The following is a 16,999-nucleotide window of genomic DNA, read 5'->3' as shown; positions in this document are numbered from 1 at the left end:
GCGGGACTTGCAGAAACGTGCCGCCCAGGCGCAACGCGCTGCAGCGGCAGGCTGCCGAGTGCTTCACTGCGGATCGACCACCACCGTACAGGTAGTCCCCGCTGCCAGGAAGTAACCTTCGGGCATCTGGTCGATATGGATGCGCACCGGCACCCGCTGGGCCAGGCGCACCCAGTTGAAGGTCGGGTTCACATCGGCAATCAGCTCGCGACTCTGCGGGTTGTCGCGGTCGTAGATGCCCCGGGCGATGCTCTCCACATGGCCCTGCAAGCGTTCCCCGCTCATCATCTGCAGCTCGGCAGGGTCGCCTACCTTCACATGGGGCAGCTTGGTTTCTTCGAAAAACCCGTACACCCAGAATGACGCCTCATCGACCACCGCCATCACCGCCTCGCCGGTACGTGCGTAATCGCCCTTATGAACGTTCAGGTTGGTCACATAGCCATCGACCGTGGCCACGATCCGGGTACGCTTGAGGTTCAACTCGGCAGCCGCCAGCGTCGCCTGGGCCTGCTGGTACTCGGCCAGCGCAGCGCTGGCAATGTTGCTGGCATCGTCGCGGTTTTCCTTGGAGATCACCAGGTTGTCCAGGTCGGCTCGGCGTCTGGCATTGACCCGGCGCATCTCCCAGGTGGCCTTGCGGGCGGCCACCAAGGCCTTGGCCTGTTCGACCGCCAACCGGTAGTGTTCCGGGTCGATCTGGATCAACAGGTCGCCCTTGCTGACCCGCTGGTTGTCCTTGACTGGCACATCGACCACGTAGCCAGGCACATCGGCCGCCACGTTGATGATGTCGGCACGCACCCGGCCATCGCGTGTCCAGGGGGTGGTCATGTAATGCAGCCACAGCTGACGACCGATCACCACGGCGGCCGCCAGGACCAGCAACGTAGCGACAAGGCTGAAGAACTTTTTCATCGAAGGATTCTCACCAGTAGAGCGACAGCGCCAGGGCGCCGAACAGGCAGACGAACAGGCTCAGGCGCAGCAGCGCCGGGTGCCAGAAGAAGCGGTAGCCATCAACGCTGGCAATGAACCGGTCAAGCCCCCAGGCCAGGCCTAGCGCAAACAGGAACATCACGGTCAGGGTGGGCATGTACACGCCGTGGAAGGCGATTTCACGAGGCATGGGGCAAGCCTTTGGGTGGCGCAAGCGGTGAGTGGGGGTCGAGCAGGGATGAGCGGATAAAGTGCAGGTAGCTCTGGACACGGCGTAACACCGACGTGTCGAAGTGCCGCGCAAACGGCTCGTCGGTGGCCTGCACCCGGGAAATGGCATGGTCCACCGCCACAAGGGCACGCTCATGATTCCCGGCGCTGGGCTGCAAGAACAACCGCGCCAGGGCACGGCCCATGACCCGGATAGCCTGGCGCCACGGCTGGGACTCGGCATAGGCCGGGTGCACGGGTGCCCGTGCCTGCTCCTTGCGCAGCTCGATGACCGCATGGCCGATTTCAAGCACGCTGAACATCCAGCCCATCAACTGGCTTTGCACCTGCGGCTTGCCGGCCGCCAGGCCATAGGCCTGGTGCAGCAAGTCGCGCGTGCGGCTTTCGAAGGCCGTGCCGATGCCGCGCAGACGCCCGCTGATAGCAAACAGCACTTGTTCACGCAGGGCCTGCTCCAGCCGGCTCCACAACCAGCGGCTATTGGGCGGCAGGATGATCGCGCCGGCAGCCGCGCACACGAACATGCCAACGACCATGGCGATGTAGTCGTTGATGAAGCTGTACGGGTCATACACCGTCAGGTTGTTGGGCACCGAGCCGATGGCGAAGAACACCAGCAGGCCAATGCCGTAGCCCGAGTAGGCCGGGCGCGACGAGAGAAACGCACCCAGCACGAACACCGGGGCCAGGACCATGCACAGCAAAGGGAAGCCGTCGATCCAGGGAAACACGAAGAAGGTTTCGAAAAACCCGATCACCGCGCCTATCGCCGTGCCGCACGCCATCTGGAACGACAGCCGCTTGGGGTTGGGCGAAGCCGCAGACAGCCCAGCGGTGACCGTGGCGATCAAGGTCATCATGGCGCCGCTTGGCCAGTCGCTGATCAGCCAGTAACTGCCCAGCAGCAACAGCACCGCTGCCGAGCGCAGCCCGGCTGCCAGGCATACCAGGGTGCTGGTCTGCGCCACGTAGGGTTCGTCCCACTGCTCTCGCGCGTGGTTGTGCACCGCCAGGGAGGCGTGGGTTTCGGCGTAGCTGTACATCTCGTCCACGAAGCGGTAGAGCAACTCGAACGCCGTGTGAAAATCCAGCAGGTCGGCTTCGCAGGGCGCGGTGGCCAGGTATTCGGCGCGCAAACTGCGGACCTGGGCCTGCAACCCTTCGCGGTAGGCACCAAGCTCAAGGGTCAGGCGCAAGGCGTCGGCATCGGTCAACGCGCGTCCCACATAGGGTTCGAGCAGGTCGACGAGGGTGTGCAGGCCAGGCTCGATGGCGCTGACGATCTGCACGGGCCCACGTGCGCGAAGCCGCTCGATCAGGCGGTGCAGGGCGTTGAAGCGTGTGGTGATGGCCATGAATTCGCTGTTCATGCGTACCAACCGGCCACTGCGCCGCCGCATGTGCGGGTCCTCGAAGGCAGTGACGTTGCGCAGGCTTTCCAACCCCACCGCCTCGGCCACGAAGCGCACGTTGCTGCTTTCAAAACGCTCACGCTGGCTGTCGCCACGCAAGGCTTCGACCACCACGGCCGCGAACGCACCGAAACGCTGGTATAGGGCGTTGCGCATGGCAGCACTGGCCGATTGCGGCAAGATGGCGGCGCTGACGAACGTGGACACCAGGATGCCCAAGGCAATCTCCAGCACTCGCCACACCGCTGCCATGAACGCCTGGTCCGGGTGCTGCAACACCGGCAGGCCGATCATCGCCGCCGTGTAGCCGGCAAGCACGAAGCCATACGCCTGAAAAGTGCGGTAGCGCATGGCGCCTGCCGAGCACAGGCCCACCCAGACGGCCAGGCTGGGCAGAAACAGTTCGGTGTTCTGCGGGAACACGGCCATCAATGCGACCATCATCACAGAACCCGCCAAGGTGCCCAGCACCCGGTAGAAGCTCTTGGCGAACACATGCCCGCTTTGCGGCTGCATGACGATGAACACGGTGATCATGGCGGTGCGCGGCTGCGGCAACTCCAGGCGCATGGCCAGCCACAAGGTGATGAAGGCTGCAGCCAGCACCTTGAAGATGTACACCCAGGTGACCCCATCGGTCCGCACCCAGGCCTGGAAACCGCGCCGCCATTGCAGGCTCTGCAACCAGCGCAGGGGTAAACCCCAGGTATTCATGGGCGCTCACTCGGCTTGGCGTTGAGTAGGGCGAGAGGTGCTGGCGTGGCTGGCGGCGCCTGGCGTTCTTCGTCCGGCACATCCGAGCCGGCTTGCAGACCGCCGCCCAGCGCAGTCACCAGCGCGGCGTGAGCGATCAGGCGCGCGGCCTGCACCTGCTGCTGAACCTGCTGCTGACGAAACAGCAGCGTCTGCGCGTTGAGCACGTTCAGGTAGTCGGTTAAGCCCCGCTGGTAGGCGACCATGGCGATGTCGTAGGTTTTCTGCGCCGCGGCGACCGACTCGGCCGCAAAGTGCGCCTGCGCCTGCATCGACTCACGACGCACCAGCTGATCGGAGATGTCCTTGAGCGCGCCGATCACCGTCTGGTTGTAGCGCGCCACGGCCACATCATAGTCGGCGGCGGCGGCCCCCAGTTGCGCGCGCAGACGCCCGCCATCGAAGATCGGCAGGGTGACGGCCGGGCCGACGGTGTAGTTGAACTTGCGCCCGGTGAGAAATGCCAGCGGGCCGCCGCCAGTGGCCACGAAACCCAGGCTGCCGACCAGGTCCACGTTGGGGAAGAAGCCGGCATGGGCCATGTCGATCCCCCGCGCTTGGGCCGCGACCTGCCAGCGGCTGGCGACCACATCGGGGCGCTGGCCGACCAGTTCGGCGGGTAGCCTGGAAGGCAGCGTCAAGGGTGCGGCAAGGGTCAGGCTGGGGCGCTGCAGCTGCGCGCCCTCCCCTGGCCCCTTGCCCGCCAGGGCCGCCAGCTGATGAGTGGCCAGGGCGATATCCTCGTCCAAGCTGTCGAGCTGGCGATGGGTTTCCGGCAGCGGCGCCTGAGCCTGGCTGACCTCCAGATGGGTACCGATGCCAGCGTCCAGTCGACGCTGGGCCAGGTCCAGAATCTGCTCTTGCTGCGCCAGTTGAGCCTTGATGATGTCGCGCCGGGCGTAGTGCAGGCTCAGCTCGATGTACACGCTCACCACCGTGTGCTGCAGCTCCAACTGGGCCTGCCTGGCCTCTGCGGCCTGTCGATGGGCCTGGTCCACGGCCTGCTCGCTGGCATTGCGCTCGCGCCCCCACAGATCAAGGGCGTAGCTCAGGCCAAGGCTTGCGTTGTTATCCCAGGTGGTGGAACCGGACAAATCACCCGGGCCATAGAAGGGATCGTCAGGCCAATTGTGCCGGTTGAGCGTCGCCCGACCGGTACCTTGCAGGTGTTCGGCCGACTCGGCAAGGCCAGCCAGGGCCCGCGCTTGACGCACCCGTGCTGCGGCGATGGCCAGGCTGGGGTTGGCGGCCAGCGCCAGTGCTATCCAGTGATCGAGTTGGGGGTCGCGGTAGGCGCGCCACCATTGCTGGTCGGGCCAGTGGGCGTCGGCGGCGGCCTGCTCGATGGCTGCACTGGGGCTCAGGGTGTTGGCTTGCAGCGTTTGGGTCTGCGGGGCAATGCCCCAGGTTCCGATACAGCCGCTCAAGGTGAGGGCAAGGGCACAGGCACTGAACGCTTGGAGCGTTCCGATGATGCAACGCGGCACAGCTGCGATATCCCGAGGAAGAGGTGGAGGGGCTGGGCAATTCTAGGGGGCGGCCACACTGGCGATAAGCGCTGATTCCTGCGAATCTTTGTTACTGAAACAGCGATAATCAGCCTTTGGTCGAACGCAACTTTTCATCCTGGTTGCGCGACTTCGTGACACAATTTTGTCCTCTAGATCGAGAGTGACCCATGGACACCCTGCAAAACATGCGTGCCTTCAGTTGCGTGGCCCAGCTCGGCAGCTTCACGGCCGCAGCGGGCCAGCTGGATACCACCACCGCCAACGTGTCGCGGGCCGTCTCCAACCTGGAAGCGCATCTGCAAACACGCCTGCTCAACCGCACCACCCGCCGCATCGCGCTGACCGAAGCCGGCAAGCGCTACCTGATGCGCTGCGAACAGATTCTGACCTACGTCGAAGAAGCCGAGGCCGAGGCCAGCGACGCCCATGCCCGCCCGGCCGGGCAGTTGAAGGTGCACTCGATGACCGGGGTGGGCCAGCATTTCGTGGTCGATGCGATCGCCCGCTACCGCGAATCGCACCCGGACGTGACCTTCGACCTGACCATGGCCAACCGCGTGCCCGACCTGCTCGACGAAGGTTACGACGTGTCCATCGTGCTGGCCACCGAGCTGCCGGACTCAGGCTTCGTGTCACAACGGCTGGGCATCACCTACAGCATCGTCTGCGCGTCGCCGGCCTACATTGCCCGTCATGGCGTGCCGCAGAAGCCGGCCGATCTGCTCAAGCATGCCTGCCTGCGCATGGTCAGCCCGGTGATACCGCTTGAAAAATGGCTGTTCGATGGTCCCGAAGGCCAGGAAATGGTCAACATCACCAGCTCACCCTTCATGGTCAACACGGCCGATGCGATGCGCACGGCCATTCGCAGTGGCATGGGGGTGGGGGTATTGCCGATCTATTCGGCCATCGAAGGCTTGCGCAACGGCACCCTGGTGCGAATCCTGCCGCAATACCGGCTGCAGGAACTCAACCTGTATGCCATTTACCCGTCGCGCCAGTACCTGGACGCCAAGATCAAGACCTGGGTGGAGTACCTGCGCAACTCGCTGCCGGAAATCCTCGCGGCCCATGAAGCCGACCTGAAAGCGCATTGAGCCACCACCGGCAAGGGTTGCAGCCTGCTGCGCACAACCTGTAGCTTCAGGGTTTTGCCTTCAGGTGAACGATGAAAAAGACCGTCCTTGCCTTCAGCCGGATCACCCCGGCCATGGCCGAGCGCTTGCAGCACGATTTCACCGTGATCATGCCCGATCCCAAACGCGGTGACGTCAACGCGCAGTTCAACGAAGCCCTGCCGCATGCCCACGGCCTGATTGGGGTGGGCCGCAAGCTGGGGCGTGCCCAGCTCGAAGGGGCTGGCAAGCTCGAAGTGGTGTCCAGCGTGTCAGTGGGCTACGACAACTACGACCTGGACTACTTCAACGAACGGGGCATCGCCCTCACCAATACACCGGACGTGCTCACTGAAAGTACGGCCGACCTGGGCTTTTCCTTGATCATGGGCTGCGCCAGGCGGACCGCAGAGCTCGACGCCTGGACCAAGGCCGGCCATTGGCAGGCCAGCGTAGGGCCTGCGCTGTTCGGCAGTGACGTACATGGCAAGACCCTGGGCATCGTCGGCATGGGCAACATCGGCGCCGCCATCGCGCGGCGGGGTCGTCTGGGCTTCAACATGTCGGTCATCTACAGCGGCAACAGCCGCAAGACGGCCCTGGAGCAGGAACTGGGTGCGCAGATGCGCAGCCTCGAGCAACTGCTGGGCGAAGCCGACTTCGTCTGCATCGTGGTGCCGCTGTCCGATGCCACGCGCCAGTTGATAGGCGCCCGCGAGCTGAAGCTGATGAAGCCCTCGGCGTTTCTGATCAACATCGCCCGCGGGCCAGTGGTGGACGAAGCGGCATTGATCCAGGCCCTGCAGGACGGCACGATCCGAGGTGCCGGCTTGGACGTGTATGAAAAGGAACCCCTGGCCGACTCCCCGCTGTTCAGCCTGCCCAATGCCCTGACCCTGCCCCACATTGGTTCGGCGACCGCCGAGACGCGCGAGGCGATGGCCAACCGCGCCATCGACAACTTGCGCGCGGCGCTGCTGGGCGAGCGGCCGAGGGACCTGGTCAACCCTCAGGTGTGGAAAGGCTGAGCACGGCCGTTGTTGAGCGCACGGGCCGCCACCGGTGCGGCCCGGCTTCATGACCAGGCCTAGGCAGGCCGTGGCACCTCGGAACTACGCGCAGCCTTGGGTTTGCGAAACACCAGCACATTGCCCGCCATCACCGCCACCAGGCCAAGCAAGGCGGTGGGCGTCCATTGATAGCCTTCGACGGCCGCCGACACGTTCAGGGCCACCAGCGGGAAAAGCACCGTGCAGTAGGCCGCGCGTTCCGGCCCCATGCGACCGACCAAGGTCAGATACGCCGTGAACGCGATCACCGAGCCCGGCACCGCCAGGTAGAGCAGTGAGCCCACGTAGCGTGTGCTCCACTCCATCTCGAAGGGAATCCCACCCAACAGGCAGGCGATCGACAGCATGCCTGCCCCATACGCCATGCCCCAGGCGTTGGTGGTCATGGGCTTGAGCCCGGCCGCCTGCTGCACGCTCGAGAGCATGTTGCCTGCCGAAAAACACAAGGTGCCGAGCAGTGCCAGGCCAAGGCCATAGAGGGTCTGGCGGCTGGCCGCATGGTGCGACAGCTCCGGCCAGAAGAGCAGGCCCAGGCCCAGCAAACCCAGGGCCCCACCGCCAAGTACATGCGGGGCTACCTGCCGGCCAAAAAACAGCCGGGCATTGATCGCGTTCCACAAGGTGGCGGTGGAGAACACCACGGCAATGAGGCCGCTGGCGATCCATTGGCTGGCGCTGAGAAAGCAGATGAAGTTGATGCAGAACAGGCACAACCCCTGGGCCAGGCAAATCTGGTGGCCGCGCCGCCCCATGGGCTGCAGGCGCCGGGTGAGCAACAGCATGGCAAACAGGATCAGCGCTGCCAAGGCAAAGCGATAGACGATGGATACCGGGATGGCGACCCCACCCAGCTGGAATTTCAGGGCAATCCAGGTCGTACCCCAGATCAGCACGGTGAGCAGGTAGAGCGACAGGTTCATGGTGTGTTTCCTTTGGGCCGTCCACGGGTGTCCCGGCCAAGGCAGGCATGCCTGGGTACCGGGCATCGCCAGTATTTCGCTCGGTGTCCCTGCCCTGCTTGCATAAACTTGCGCTTTTGCGCATCAGGGCGCTGTCACCAGTCCTTGGCCGCAGTAGCATGTGCAGCAGAGGTAGGCCCCGATGACGCCATTCACCCAGCTGCAAGTGTTCAATGTCATGCATGCATCACCCAACGCCCGGCTGGAGCTCAGCGCGCACCTGGGCGATGGGCTGGCGGCTGCGCTGTGGCGCAACCGCGACGATGCCCGCGACTACCAGGCACCCAGCCACCACACCCTCTCCTGCTACCTGGCCGACGGTACCGGCACCTTTCGACGCCAACGCCCGGCCGACAAAGGTGCTCCGGACAAGCTGTGCGTATTGCCGGCCGAGCACGAGTCGAACTGGGTGATTAACGGGGCCATCCGCATGGCCCACTTGTATGTGAGCCCAGCGCAGTTTGCGCTGGGGTGCGTACGCCTGCTCGACCGGGAACCGCGGGCGCTGCAACTGCAGGAGGCGACCTTCCTGGACGACCCCGGGCAGGCCCTGCGCTTTCGCCAGTTGTCAGGCCTTGACTGGAACGAGCCGGCCGAGCGTTTGCTGGCCAGCAGCCTGGCGCACGAGATCGTCGACCATGCCGTGCTCAGCCAGGTGGGCCTGCGCCAAGGTCTGCGCCTGAAGGGCGGGCTGGCGCCCAGCCAGCGCCGCCAGTTGATCGACTACATCGAGGCACACCTGGAGCATGCCCTTACCCTTGGCGAGCTGGCCGTGCGGTGCAACCTGTCCGAGTACCATTTCGCACGCATGTTTCGCGTGAGCTTCGGCTTGCCACCCCATCAATACCTGCTGGCCCGGCGCCTGCACCGGGCGTGCCTGCTGCTGCGGCTGGGCCATGCGCCCTTGGGCGAGGTGGCCCTGGCCTGCGGGTTCGCCAGTGCCAGCCATTTCAGCAATCGCTTCCGCCAGGTGCTGGCGGCCACGCCTGGGGAGTATCGCCAAGCCCTGGGCCGAAGGGCCGGTCGCTAGAATTCGAAGGTGCCCGATACGCTCACCTGCCGCGCATCGCCCACCGCCACGAAGTACTGGTTCACCGACGAGCTGTAGTACACCTTGTCGAACAGGTTCTTGACGTTCAGTTGCAGGCGAACGGTGTGCTCGTCCAGCTGGGTCTCGTAGCTGGCGAAGGCGTCGGCCACTGTGTAGGACGGCAGGTCGAAGGTGTTGGTCGCATTGCCGGTACGCTCGCCCACATAACGAGCCCCGGCACCGGCGCGCAGGCTGTCGCCACCGAACAGGCTGCCGAAATCGTAGACGGCGGACAACGAAGCGCCGTGCCGCGCCACGTTCTGCAGGCGGTTGCCCTTGAGGGCCGGGTCCTGGGTGACCTTGGCATCGGTGAAGGCGTAGCTACCGATCAGGCTCCAGCGCTCGCTCAACTGGCCGGTCAGGTCCAGCTCGACGCCCCGGGAGTTCACTTCACCGGCATTGCTGTAAACCGTCTCGCGGGTACTCGAATCGAAGTTGGACACCAGAACGTTGCGCTTGGTGATGTCGAACAAGGCCAGGGTACCCGTGATACGCCCCGGCACGTCGAGCTTGGCCCCAAGCTCCCACGACTTACCCTCTTCCGGGGCGATGGCGCCGTCGAGCACCACGTTGCCGGCCAGTGGCGCGATGGTCGAGTTGGGCTTGAACGACTCGCTGTAGCTGCCGTAGAACGAGAGTTGCTCATCGACCTTGTACACCACCCCCGCATGGGGGACCCAGGTTTGCCCACTGATGTCGGTGTTGGCATTGAACGGGCGCCCGCGACCGGCGTACTGGTCATATTGCTGGAAGCGCCCACCGGCCACCAGGATCCAGTGATCGTCCAGGTGCAGCGCATCCTGCATGAACAGGGCGTCGGTGCGCAGCTTGTCGGTCTGGTCACTGTCGGAGGCGCGTACCGTGCTGCCTTCCACTTCACGCCCATACACAGGGTTCAGGTAGTTGAAGGAGGTGCGCGGCGTCTGGCGGATCAAGTCGGCGCGGTACACCTTGCGGTCTTCATGGTCCAGGCCCACCAGCAGGTCATGCTGCAGGCCTGCCAACTGGACCGTGCCAGCCAGGCTCGCCGTGACGAACTGGTCCCGGCTCATGGCACCGCGCGTGCCATCGATGCTGCGCGACAGTGTGCCGGTGCGCGGGTTGACCCCGGTCACGCGTACCTGGCTGGCGTCATAGGTTTCCCGGTTGAAGCTGTAGCCCAGGTGCAGTTTCCAGTCGTCGGCAAGCTGATGGTCCAGTTGCAGGCTGTAGAGGTCGGAGCGGCCCTGCATATCGTTGAACGGCTCATCCAGGCGCCGAGTGGCTGGGATGTCAAGCGGATGACCGTCGTTACCGAAGGCCGTGCCACGGTCGAACGGGTAGAGAAACTCACGGTGCTCGTAGGCCACCACCACTTGGGTATCCTCGCCCAGCCAGGCCAGCGAGGGGGCCAGCAGCGTCTCGCGGCGCACGCCATAGTTGCGCCAGTAGTCTTCGTCCGTATGGTCGGCAATCAGGCGGTAGGCCATGTTGCTGTCCCCCAGCGCGCCGGTGCTATCGAACCCGCCACCGCTGCCGTTCTTGCCATCGCCATAGGTCGAGCCGCGTGCAGTCAGGGCGTTGTAGGCCTGCAACTGCGGCCGCTTGCTGACCACGTTGATCACGCCGCCTGGATCCTGGATGCCGTACAGCAGCGAAGCCGGCCCCTTGAGCACCTCGACCCGCTCAGTGCTGGCACTGAGGCTGCGGCCCTGCACCAACGGCATGCCATCGCGCATGATCGAGCCGTCGCGGTTGTCGCCAAAGCCGCGCTTCATGACGGTGTCGGAGGTACCGCCGAAATTGTTGCCTTGGGTAATGCCGCTGACATTGGCCAGGGCATCGTCAAGGTTGCGCGGCGCCTGGTCGCGCAGCACTTGGGCAGGCACCACGTTGATCGCCTGGGGGATGTCCTGAGTCGGGCCCTGGCCACGCATGATCGAGGTGGTGTCCGGCGGCTGATAGCTTGAGCTGTCGAGCTGCGAAGTCACGGTGGTGGCCTGCAGGTTCAAGGCACCTGCGGTGTCCAGCGCCTCCAGGGTGAAGGTATGGGCATCGACCCGTCGCCAGATCAGCCCGGCATTACCCAACAAGCGTTGCAACGCTTGCTCGGCGCTCAAGGCCCCGCGCAGCGCAGGCGCCTGCACGGCAGGCAGCGTCAGGGTATGGACCACGCTCTGCCCGGTGACGCGGCTGAAGGCGTCCAGGGCCTGGAGCAGTGGCTGGGCGGGTTGGTCGAAGGTGTAAGCTTGCGCGCGTTGCGCCGCACTCACCGCTGGGGTGTAGACGAACGGCGGGAGTACTGCAAGACCGAGCCAGAGGGGAACGCAACGCAAGGTAGACTTCATGGACGCTGACCTGAGAGAGGGTGTTGAGTGCGAATGAATCGCACTTCCACGCACTACACGGTTCAGGGGTGCTGATACCTCACCTGCGGGATGAAGTTTTTTTGAGAGCATGGCACCCGGTGCATAACGACCAGCATTCAACGGATAACCGTGAACCGCCCAAGCACCGTCTGACGCGAAAAGCCCAACACTGCACCCAGTGAGTCCAGCGCCTGCAGCGGTTCGGCAATGGGGAAACTGCCACTGACTTCACGGTGCCCCAATGCTTCGTTGAGCAGCACGATGTGACCGGGGTAATAGCGACCCAACTCCTCGACCACTTGCGCCAGCGGCGCCTGGGAGTAGGTCAGCCAACCCTCGCGCCATGCCAGACGCTGCTCGCTGTCGACCGACAACGTGTGGCTGACCTGCCCCGCGCTGTAGCTCACCTGCTGGTTGGCAATCAGCTCACGGGCCACGGCTCCCTTGGATGGGCGGACCGCTACGCGACCGGCGCGTACGGTGACCTGGGTGGCGGCGCCCTGCTCGCGTACTTCGAACTCGGTGCCCAGCACTCGCACCTGCCCATCCGCGGCCTGCACCACAAAGGGCTCGCCAGTGTGGGTGACCTTGAAGAACGCGGCGCCGTGCAGCAACCGCACGCGTCGCTGGCCTTTGTCGAAATGCACGGCAATCGCACTGTGGGCGTCCAGCGTGACCGCCGAGTGGTCCGGCAAGGTCACTTCGCGCCGTTCGGCCGACGTACTGTAGTCGGCGCGCAGATCCAGCAGCCAGTGCCCGGGCTGCCATCCAACGAGCATGCCAATGGCCATGATCAGGCAAGCGGCCATGACCAGCGCCCCTGCACGCCAACGCCTGGGGCGCCTCGTAGCAGGCGGCGTCATCCGGTCGAGGTAGTGGTGCAGGGCCAGCCGGTCTTCATCGGCCAGGGTCGCGGCAGCGGAAGCACTGTGGTTCCACAGCGCCTGCGCCTGCTCGTACGCAACCGGGTGCCGGGGATCGGCCAGCAGCCAACGCCTGAACGCCGCGCAGCGGGCCTGCTCGGGCTGCCCGTTGATGCGTACAAGCCACTGCAGGGCGGCATCGGATTGTGCCTGGGTGACAGCAGCTAACGTGGTCGTCACGGCGTGCCCCGTGGTCGTCGTGGAAAGGGCGCGGCCAGGGCGACACTGGCCTTGCAGGCTTGCAGGGCACGCATCATATGTTTTTCCACGGCGCTTTGGGACAGTTGCATGGCGAGTGCTATTTCGCTGTACGTGCAACCGTGGACACGGTTGAGCAGAAAGATCTGCCGGGTACGCTCGGGTAACGCACGCAAGGCGTTTTCGATACGTTGCAGATCGTCATCCACCTCCAGGGTCTGCTCCAGCGTCTGGCTCACAAGGTGCGCGCTGTCCTGTGAAGCATCAGCGACAGCACGCTGTCGGCTGCTCTCGCTGCGCAAGTGATCGATGGCCAGGTTGCCGGCGCAGCGCATCAAGTAGGTGTCCAGGGCTTCGACCTTGACCTGCGCACGCCCCCAGAAGCGCAAGAACAGTTCCTGGACCAGGTCGGACGCGGTGGCCCGGCAGCCTACCCGGCGACTGACCAGCGCCTCCATGCGCGCGCGCTGGGCCATGAAGACCTGGATAAAGCGGGCACGAGCGCTCGATTCACCGTCCGAGCCATCGTTCTGCGTCGTGGGGCTCATGGCATCACCCGGCTGACAGGACCAGCAACGGCCCCAGCAATGCGCTGACGGCGGCCATGCCGACCAGCAAGCGCGGCAGATACGGCAACGCGAACACCCACATGGTCACACCTGCCATCACCACGGCCGTCCACTCCACCAAGCCGTGAGCCCAGCCCCGCGACTGCACAGCAAGGGCCAACGAGACCAGCAGCATGAGCCAGCCGGTCACGCGTAATAGCTGCGGTTGTCCTGGACCAGGCGTGCGCCCCAACAGCGTTTCGAAGTGCTTGGGCATGGCCAGGCACAAGGCGGCGAAACCCGCAAAGCCGATCAAGGCGATACCGAACATCATCGGGCCTGCGCCGTTTCATGGCCAACCTGGCTGGCGCGTGAACGGGAAAGCTTGGCCGAGGCCACCGCAGGGCGCAGCTTCTTGCTTGCCAGCCAGGCCAGGAATACGCCGCAGCCCAGTGCGGTGAGGTCGAACCCCGCCATACTCCAGTCGCCATCGATGATGGCGTGGTCGAGCCCGTGCGCCGTGGTCAGCGCGTTGAGCAGGGGCAACAGCATGAAGGCCAGCGCCCCGAGTGCCAATTGCTCACCCCAGGCCCGGCGACCGCTACGCGCAATGGCATGCGCCAGCGCCAGGCCCCACGTGATGAAAAACGCGTTGACCTCCCAGTCGGCACGGGCTTCAAGCGCCACCGGCAGCAGCCGGTTAGCCCAGAAAAAGCTGGCCACTGCCAACAGCAGCCCACTCATGCTGACGATATTGAGCACTTCCACCAGACGCAGCTCACGTGGAACGCGTGGGGCTTTGGCATGCTTGAGCTGGCGCTTGTCCAACCACATCACCAGGCCGGTCCCGATTACAGCGGTGCCCGCCAGCCCGAAGCAGAAATACAGCCATCGCAGCCAAGGGCCAGCAAAATTGCCCATGTGCAACCCGGCGAAACTGAATGCCGTCAGCATGGCGCCACTTTCGGGTTTGCCTTGTTCGAGCAGCGCGCCTGTGGCGCCGTCGAAGGTCCAGTTGGCACTGCGACGATAGGCAACGTGGTCGGCGGCAGATTGAGTGAAGGTGACCCGGGCGTTGCTGTCGCCCGGGTTCTCGACCCGAATGTTGCCCACCCGCGCCCCTGGTTGCAGCGCCTGGACCTGGGCATACAGACCCGGCAGTGGTGCAAGCGGCGCGGCGACCTGGGCTGCCTTGGGCGCCTCCCCTCCCCCAAACAGATCATTGAAATACTTCGAGGTGTCATCGCCGTAATGCGCCATCAGCCCTGCGGGCATGACCAGGTACATGAACAGCACCAGGCTGCTGTAGCTGATCATGAGGTGAAACGGCAGCACCAGCACGCCAATGGCGTTGTGTCCGTCCAGCCAGGAACGCTGGCCTTTGCCAGGACGAAAGGTGAAGAATTCCTTGAAGAGCTTCTTGTGGGTGATGATGCCGGTGACCAGCCCCAGCAGCATGATCAGGGCGCAGAATGTCGACAGCCAGCGGCCATACGGATAAGGCATCTGCAGTTGGAAGTGGAACCGGTAGAAGAACTCACCGCCGCGACTGTCGCGCGCCGTGACGGGCTCGCCGGTCTTGGCATCGAGGGTCTGGGTGACGAAACCGCGCGGCCCGCCGTTCGCATCCCGATACCCGACCTTCACCCCTGCTTCACGCTCATTGGGCAGGCGAATGAACCAGCTTTGCGAAGCGGGCGCCTGACGTTGCAGGTAGCGCTGCGCCGCCTCCAGTGCGGCCTGCGGGCTGGCGGCGTGATGGCTTATCTCAGGCTGCATCCAGTGGGTGATTTCTTCCTTGAAGTACGACAGGGTGCCGGTGAGGAAGATGGCAAAGAGCAGCCAGCCGAACAGCAGGCCCGTCCAGGTGTGCAGCCAGGCCATCGCCTGGCGGAAGCCTTCTTTCATGGCAATTTCATCCAATGGACCAGTGCGCCAAGCAGCCCGAGCACCAGGCTCGGTATCAACACGCCCAGCCACGCTCGCCAGGCATCACGGCAGGCAAAGCAACCGATGAATGCCAGCACGTAGAACACGAACGACAGCATCAGGCCGATCAGCGTGGCGTCGACCGGCGCCACGGGCAGCGACACTGCCACGCAGAAACTGGCCGTAGACGCCAACAGGTAACCGCCGAGCAACGCCGCCAGGCTGCGTGAAGCCACGGCCAGACGATAGCTGGGCGTGAGGCTGGCGGGTTTACGGGTCATGACGAAGTCCAGAAAGGGTCAGGCCAGCAATAATAATGATATGGATTCTCATATGCAAAGCCTGGCCGACAGCATGCCGGGCAAAAGTGAGCAATCGGCTTTGCTACAAGACATTTATTTTTTCGCGGGGGTTGAATTCGCTGTTCGCTTGCCTGACCTTAGAGTCAAGAGGCGCAGAAATTCCAAGGGTCTCAAGGGCCTGGCGTCTCCACGCGAGCAAGCTGAATAAGGATTGAATCATGCAAATCCAGGTCAACAGCAGCAACCACATCGATGGCAATGCCCGGCTCGACGAGTGGGTCCGCAACACGGTGCAAGACACGCTGGAGCGCTACGAGGAAGACCTCACCCGTATCGAGGTGCACCTGCGCGATGAAAACGGCGGCAAACCCGGACCACAGGACAAGCGCTGCCAGATGGAGGCTCGCCCCAAAGGCCATCAGCCGATCTCGGTGACCCATACGGCCAATTCGCTTGACCAGGCGGTGGAAGGCGCGGCTATTAAGCTGACCCACGCGCTGGAGCATCTGTACGGCAAGTTGCGCAGCAAGCGTGGCGTGCTGGAGGTGAGCGATCCGGAGGCTTGATCACCTGACCAGAATAGGGCCGCGCAGCGGCCCTTGCCTTATCCAGCCGCAGGGGCTCAGCCTTGCACTACTGCGCCTGTCACGACCGATAAACGGTTGGAACCTGCTCCTGCCCCCGCCAGTCAATTTCTGCATCATCACGTTGCAGAAGCGCCATCATGACCAACCCATTCGATCAGATCAGTGCAGCGTTCAGCCCCCAGTACCGGGTCAACCTGAGCATCGAGGCGCTAGACGGGAGCATCATGCTCACCTTGTCTGACGAGGCGGGCATTGCCGCCAAACGCTTGATCAGCCAGGCGCAACGCAACGACCCTGCTCGTTTGCAACGGGTCATCGACAGCATCCGCCTGGGTCTGGCGATAGACCGCAGCCAGAACCCCATGCAAGTGCTCGCCGCCCTCACGCGCCCCGGTGGCGGCCAAGCACGCAACGTCGTGGCCAACTGAGGGTTACTTGCCCTCTTCCACATCCTTGCCGCTGGCATCCAGGGCCTTGGTCGACGGATAGCGATACGACGCGTAGCGCACCACCAGAATGGCCAATGCCAGCAGCAGAATGCCCCCGCACACGTACAGCAAGCCTACATCCGGCGCCTTGTGGTGCGACACGTCGCCAATCAACAGGCGGGTGAGCGCCGTGATGGCCACGTACAGTAGAAAGCGGATGGGCATGTGGTTGGTCTTGAAATAGATGCCTACCATGGCGCCCAACTCCAGGTAGATGAACAGCAGCAGGATGTCATCCACACTGATCCCACCCTTGCCGAGCATGTCCAGGAAGGTCACCACAGCGGCATAGGCGGTTATCGCACCGATGCCGAATAAGGCCAGGTAGTGAAAGCCTTCGACGCACAGGTTGCCCAGCGAATCGGCTGAACCATGCAAGCCTTTGCGCAGTTTTTCTGCCCATTTGATGTTCACGATCAACGACTCCCCAAAGCTATCCAAAAAATGATGCGCTACCCGTATGACGCTTGTGCCATGCAGTTAAAGGGCCAGGCACAGGGGCTTGGAAGGTGGTCGAGTGACGCAGGACACGCGCAGCACCCGGGAAATTCAGGGTTGCGCGATTCGGAGAATGCCATTACTGTATATAGATACAG

The 16,999-nt window shown here is 64.0% G+C and carries 17 protein-coding genes; 5 read left to right on the top strand and 12 right to left on the bottom strand.

Annotated features, from left to right (window positions below; all coding sequences use genetic code 11):
• Positions 1-63: 63 nt before the first annotated feature.
• From NMB38_RS03920 to NMB38_RS03905, 4 genes are read right to left on the bottom strand one after another with little or no spacing between them, the layout of a single operon-like run.
• Positions 64-918, bottom strand: a complete 855-nt coding sequence (locus NMB38_RS03920) for an efflux RND transporter periplasmic adaptor subunit (RefSeq protein ID WP_145280270.1) — start codon at positions 916-918, stop codon at positions 64-66.
• A 10-nt stretch (positions 919-928) separates the two neighbouring features.
• Positions 929-1,129, bottom strand: coding sequence for a DUF1656 domain-containing protein (locus NMB38_RS03915; protein WP_027914430.1), 201 nt, complete (start codon positions 1,127-1,129; stop codon positions 929-931).
• Entirely contained in the window at positions 1,119-3,296 is a 2,178-nt protein-coding gene (locus NMB38_RS03910) for an FUSC family protein (protein WP_027914429.1), read from the bottom strand. Before NMB38_RS03910 ends, NMB38_RS03915 begins: the two co-directional genes overlap by 11 nt.
• Entirely contained in the window at positions 3,293-4,822 is a 1,530-nt protein-coding gene (locus NMB38_RS03905; RefSeq protein WP_111475211.1) for an efflux transporter outer membrane subunit, read from the bottom strand. Before NMB38_RS03905 ends, NMB38_RS03910 begins: the two co-directional genes overlap by 4 nt.
• Positions 4,823-5,013: 191 nt before the next feature.
• Between NMB38_RS03905 and NMB38_RS03900 the strand changes: the two genes are divergently transcribed.
• Both NMB38_RS03900 and NMB38_RS03895 read left to right on the top strand, forming a co-directional pair.
• Positions 5,014-5,943: a LysR family transcriptional regulator gene (locus tag NMB38_RS03900; protein WP_027914427.1), complete on the top strand. Its 930-nt coding sequence runs from the start codon at positions 5,014-5,016 to the stop codon at positions 5,941-5,943.
• 71 nt (positions 5,944-6,014) lie between these two features.
• Positions 6,015-6,989: a 2-hydroxyacid dehydrogenase gene (locus tag NMB38_RS03895; protein ID WP_023534454.1), complete on the top strand. Its 975-nt coding sequence runs from the start codon at positions 6,015-6,017 to the stop codon at positions 6,987-6,989.
• Positions 6,990-7,048: 59 nt separating this feature from the next.
• Here NMB38_RS03895 and NMB38_RS03890 read toward each other — a convergent pair whose 3' ends face one another.
• The gene (locus NMB38_RS03890) at positions 7,049-7,951 is read right to left on the bottom strand and encodes a DMT family transporter (RefSeq protein WP_494354902.1); all 903 of its coding nucleotides are present in this window, start codon (positions 7,949-7,951) and stop codon (positions 7,049-7,051) included.
• Positions 7,952-8,132: 181 nt separating this feature from the next.
• On the opposite strand from NMB38_RS03890, the gene NMB38_RS03885 reads away from it, so the two are divergent.
• Positions 8,133-9,020 carry a helix-turn-helix domain-containing protein gene (locus NMB38_RS03885; protein WP_027914424.1) on the top strand — a complete coding sequence of 296 codons (888 nt, stop codon included), beginning with the start codon at positions 8,133-8,135 and terminating at the stop codon, positions 9,018-9,020.
• Here the strand turns inward: NMB38_RS03885 and NMB38_RS03880 are convergent.
• The 6 genes from NMB38_RS03880 to NMB38_RS03855 form a co-directional block, all read right to left on the bottom strand.
• Entirely contained in the window at positions 9,017-11,407 is a 2,391-nt protein-coding gene (locus tag NMB38_RS03880; protein ID WP_049696519.1) for a TonB-dependent siderophore receptor, read from the bottom strand. The genes NMB38_RS03885 and NMB38_RS03880 overlap by 4 nt on opposite strands.
• A gap of 137 nt (positions 11,408-11,544) precedes the next feature.
• Complete coding sequence (locus tag NMB38_RS03875; protein WP_490805838.1) at positions 11,545-12,531, bottom strand: FecR family protein; 987 nt, start codon at positions 12,529-12,531, stop codon at positions 11,545-11,547.
• Complete coding sequence (locus tag NMB38_RS03870) at positions 12,528-13,097, bottom strand: RNA polymerase sigma factor (RefSeq protein WP_049696520.1); 570 nt, start codon at positions 13,095-13,097, stop codon at positions 12,528-12,530. Before NMB38_RS03870 ends, NMB38_RS03875 begins: the two co-directional genes overlap by 4 nt.
• 4 nt (positions 13,098-13,101) lie before the next feature.
• Entirely contained in the window at positions 13,102-13,428 is a 327-nt protein-coding gene (locus NMB38_RS03865; protein ID WP_490805847.1) for a DUF3325 domain-containing protein, read from the bottom strand.
• Positions 13,428-15,005, bottom strand: a complete 1,578-nt coding sequence (locus NMB38_RS03860) for a PepSY-associated TM helix domain-containing protein (protein WP_027914419.1) — start codon at positions 15,003-15,005, stop codon at positions 13,428-13,430. The genes NMB38_RS03865 and NMB38_RS03860 overlap by 1 nt, the downstream gene beginning before the upstream one ends.
• Positions 15,002-15,307 (bottom strand): DUF3649 domain-containing protein, encoded by a 306-nt coding sequence (locus NMB38_RS03855; RefSeq protein ID WP_027914418.1) that lies wholly within the window; start codon positions 15,305-15,307, stop codon positions 15,002-15,004. The genes NMB38_RS03860 and NMB38_RS03855 overlap by 4 nt, the downstream gene beginning before the upstream one ends.
• Positions 15,308-15,546: 239 nt before the next feature.
• On the opposite strand from NMB38_RS03855, the gene NMB38_RS03850 reads away from it, so the two are divergent.
• Both NMB38_RS03850 and NMB38_RS03845 read left to right on the top strand, forming a co-directional pair.
• On the top strand, positions 15,547-15,894 hold the full coding sequence (locus tag NMB38_RS03850; protein WP_254286596.1) for an HPF/RaiA family ribosome-associated protein: 348 nt from the start codon (positions 15,547-15,549) through the stop codon (positions 15,892-15,894).
• A gap of 158 nt (positions 15,895-16,052) precedes the next feature.
• Positions 16,053-16,343, top strand: a complete 291-nt coding sequence (locus tag NMB38_RS03845) for a DUF3509 domain-containing protein (RefSeq protein ID WP_027914416.1) — start codon at positions 16,053-16,055, stop codon at positions 16,341-16,343.
• 3 nt (positions 16,344-16,346) lie between these two features.
• On the opposite strand, the gene NMB38_RS03840 is transcribed toward NMB38_RS03845, so the two are convergent.
• Positions 16,347-16,817, bottom strand: a complete 471-nt coding sequence (locus tag NMB38_RS03840; protein WP_027914415.1) for a phosphate-starvation-inducible protein PsiE — start codon at positions 16,815-16,817, stop codon at positions 16,347-16,349.
• Positions 16,818-16,999: the final 182 nt, after the last annotated feature.

Source organism: Pseudomonas sp. FBCC-B35, assembly GCF_059133755.1.
Note: the sequence above shows the minus strand (reverse complement) of the source record. Positions and strands in the feature narration are given on the sequence as shown.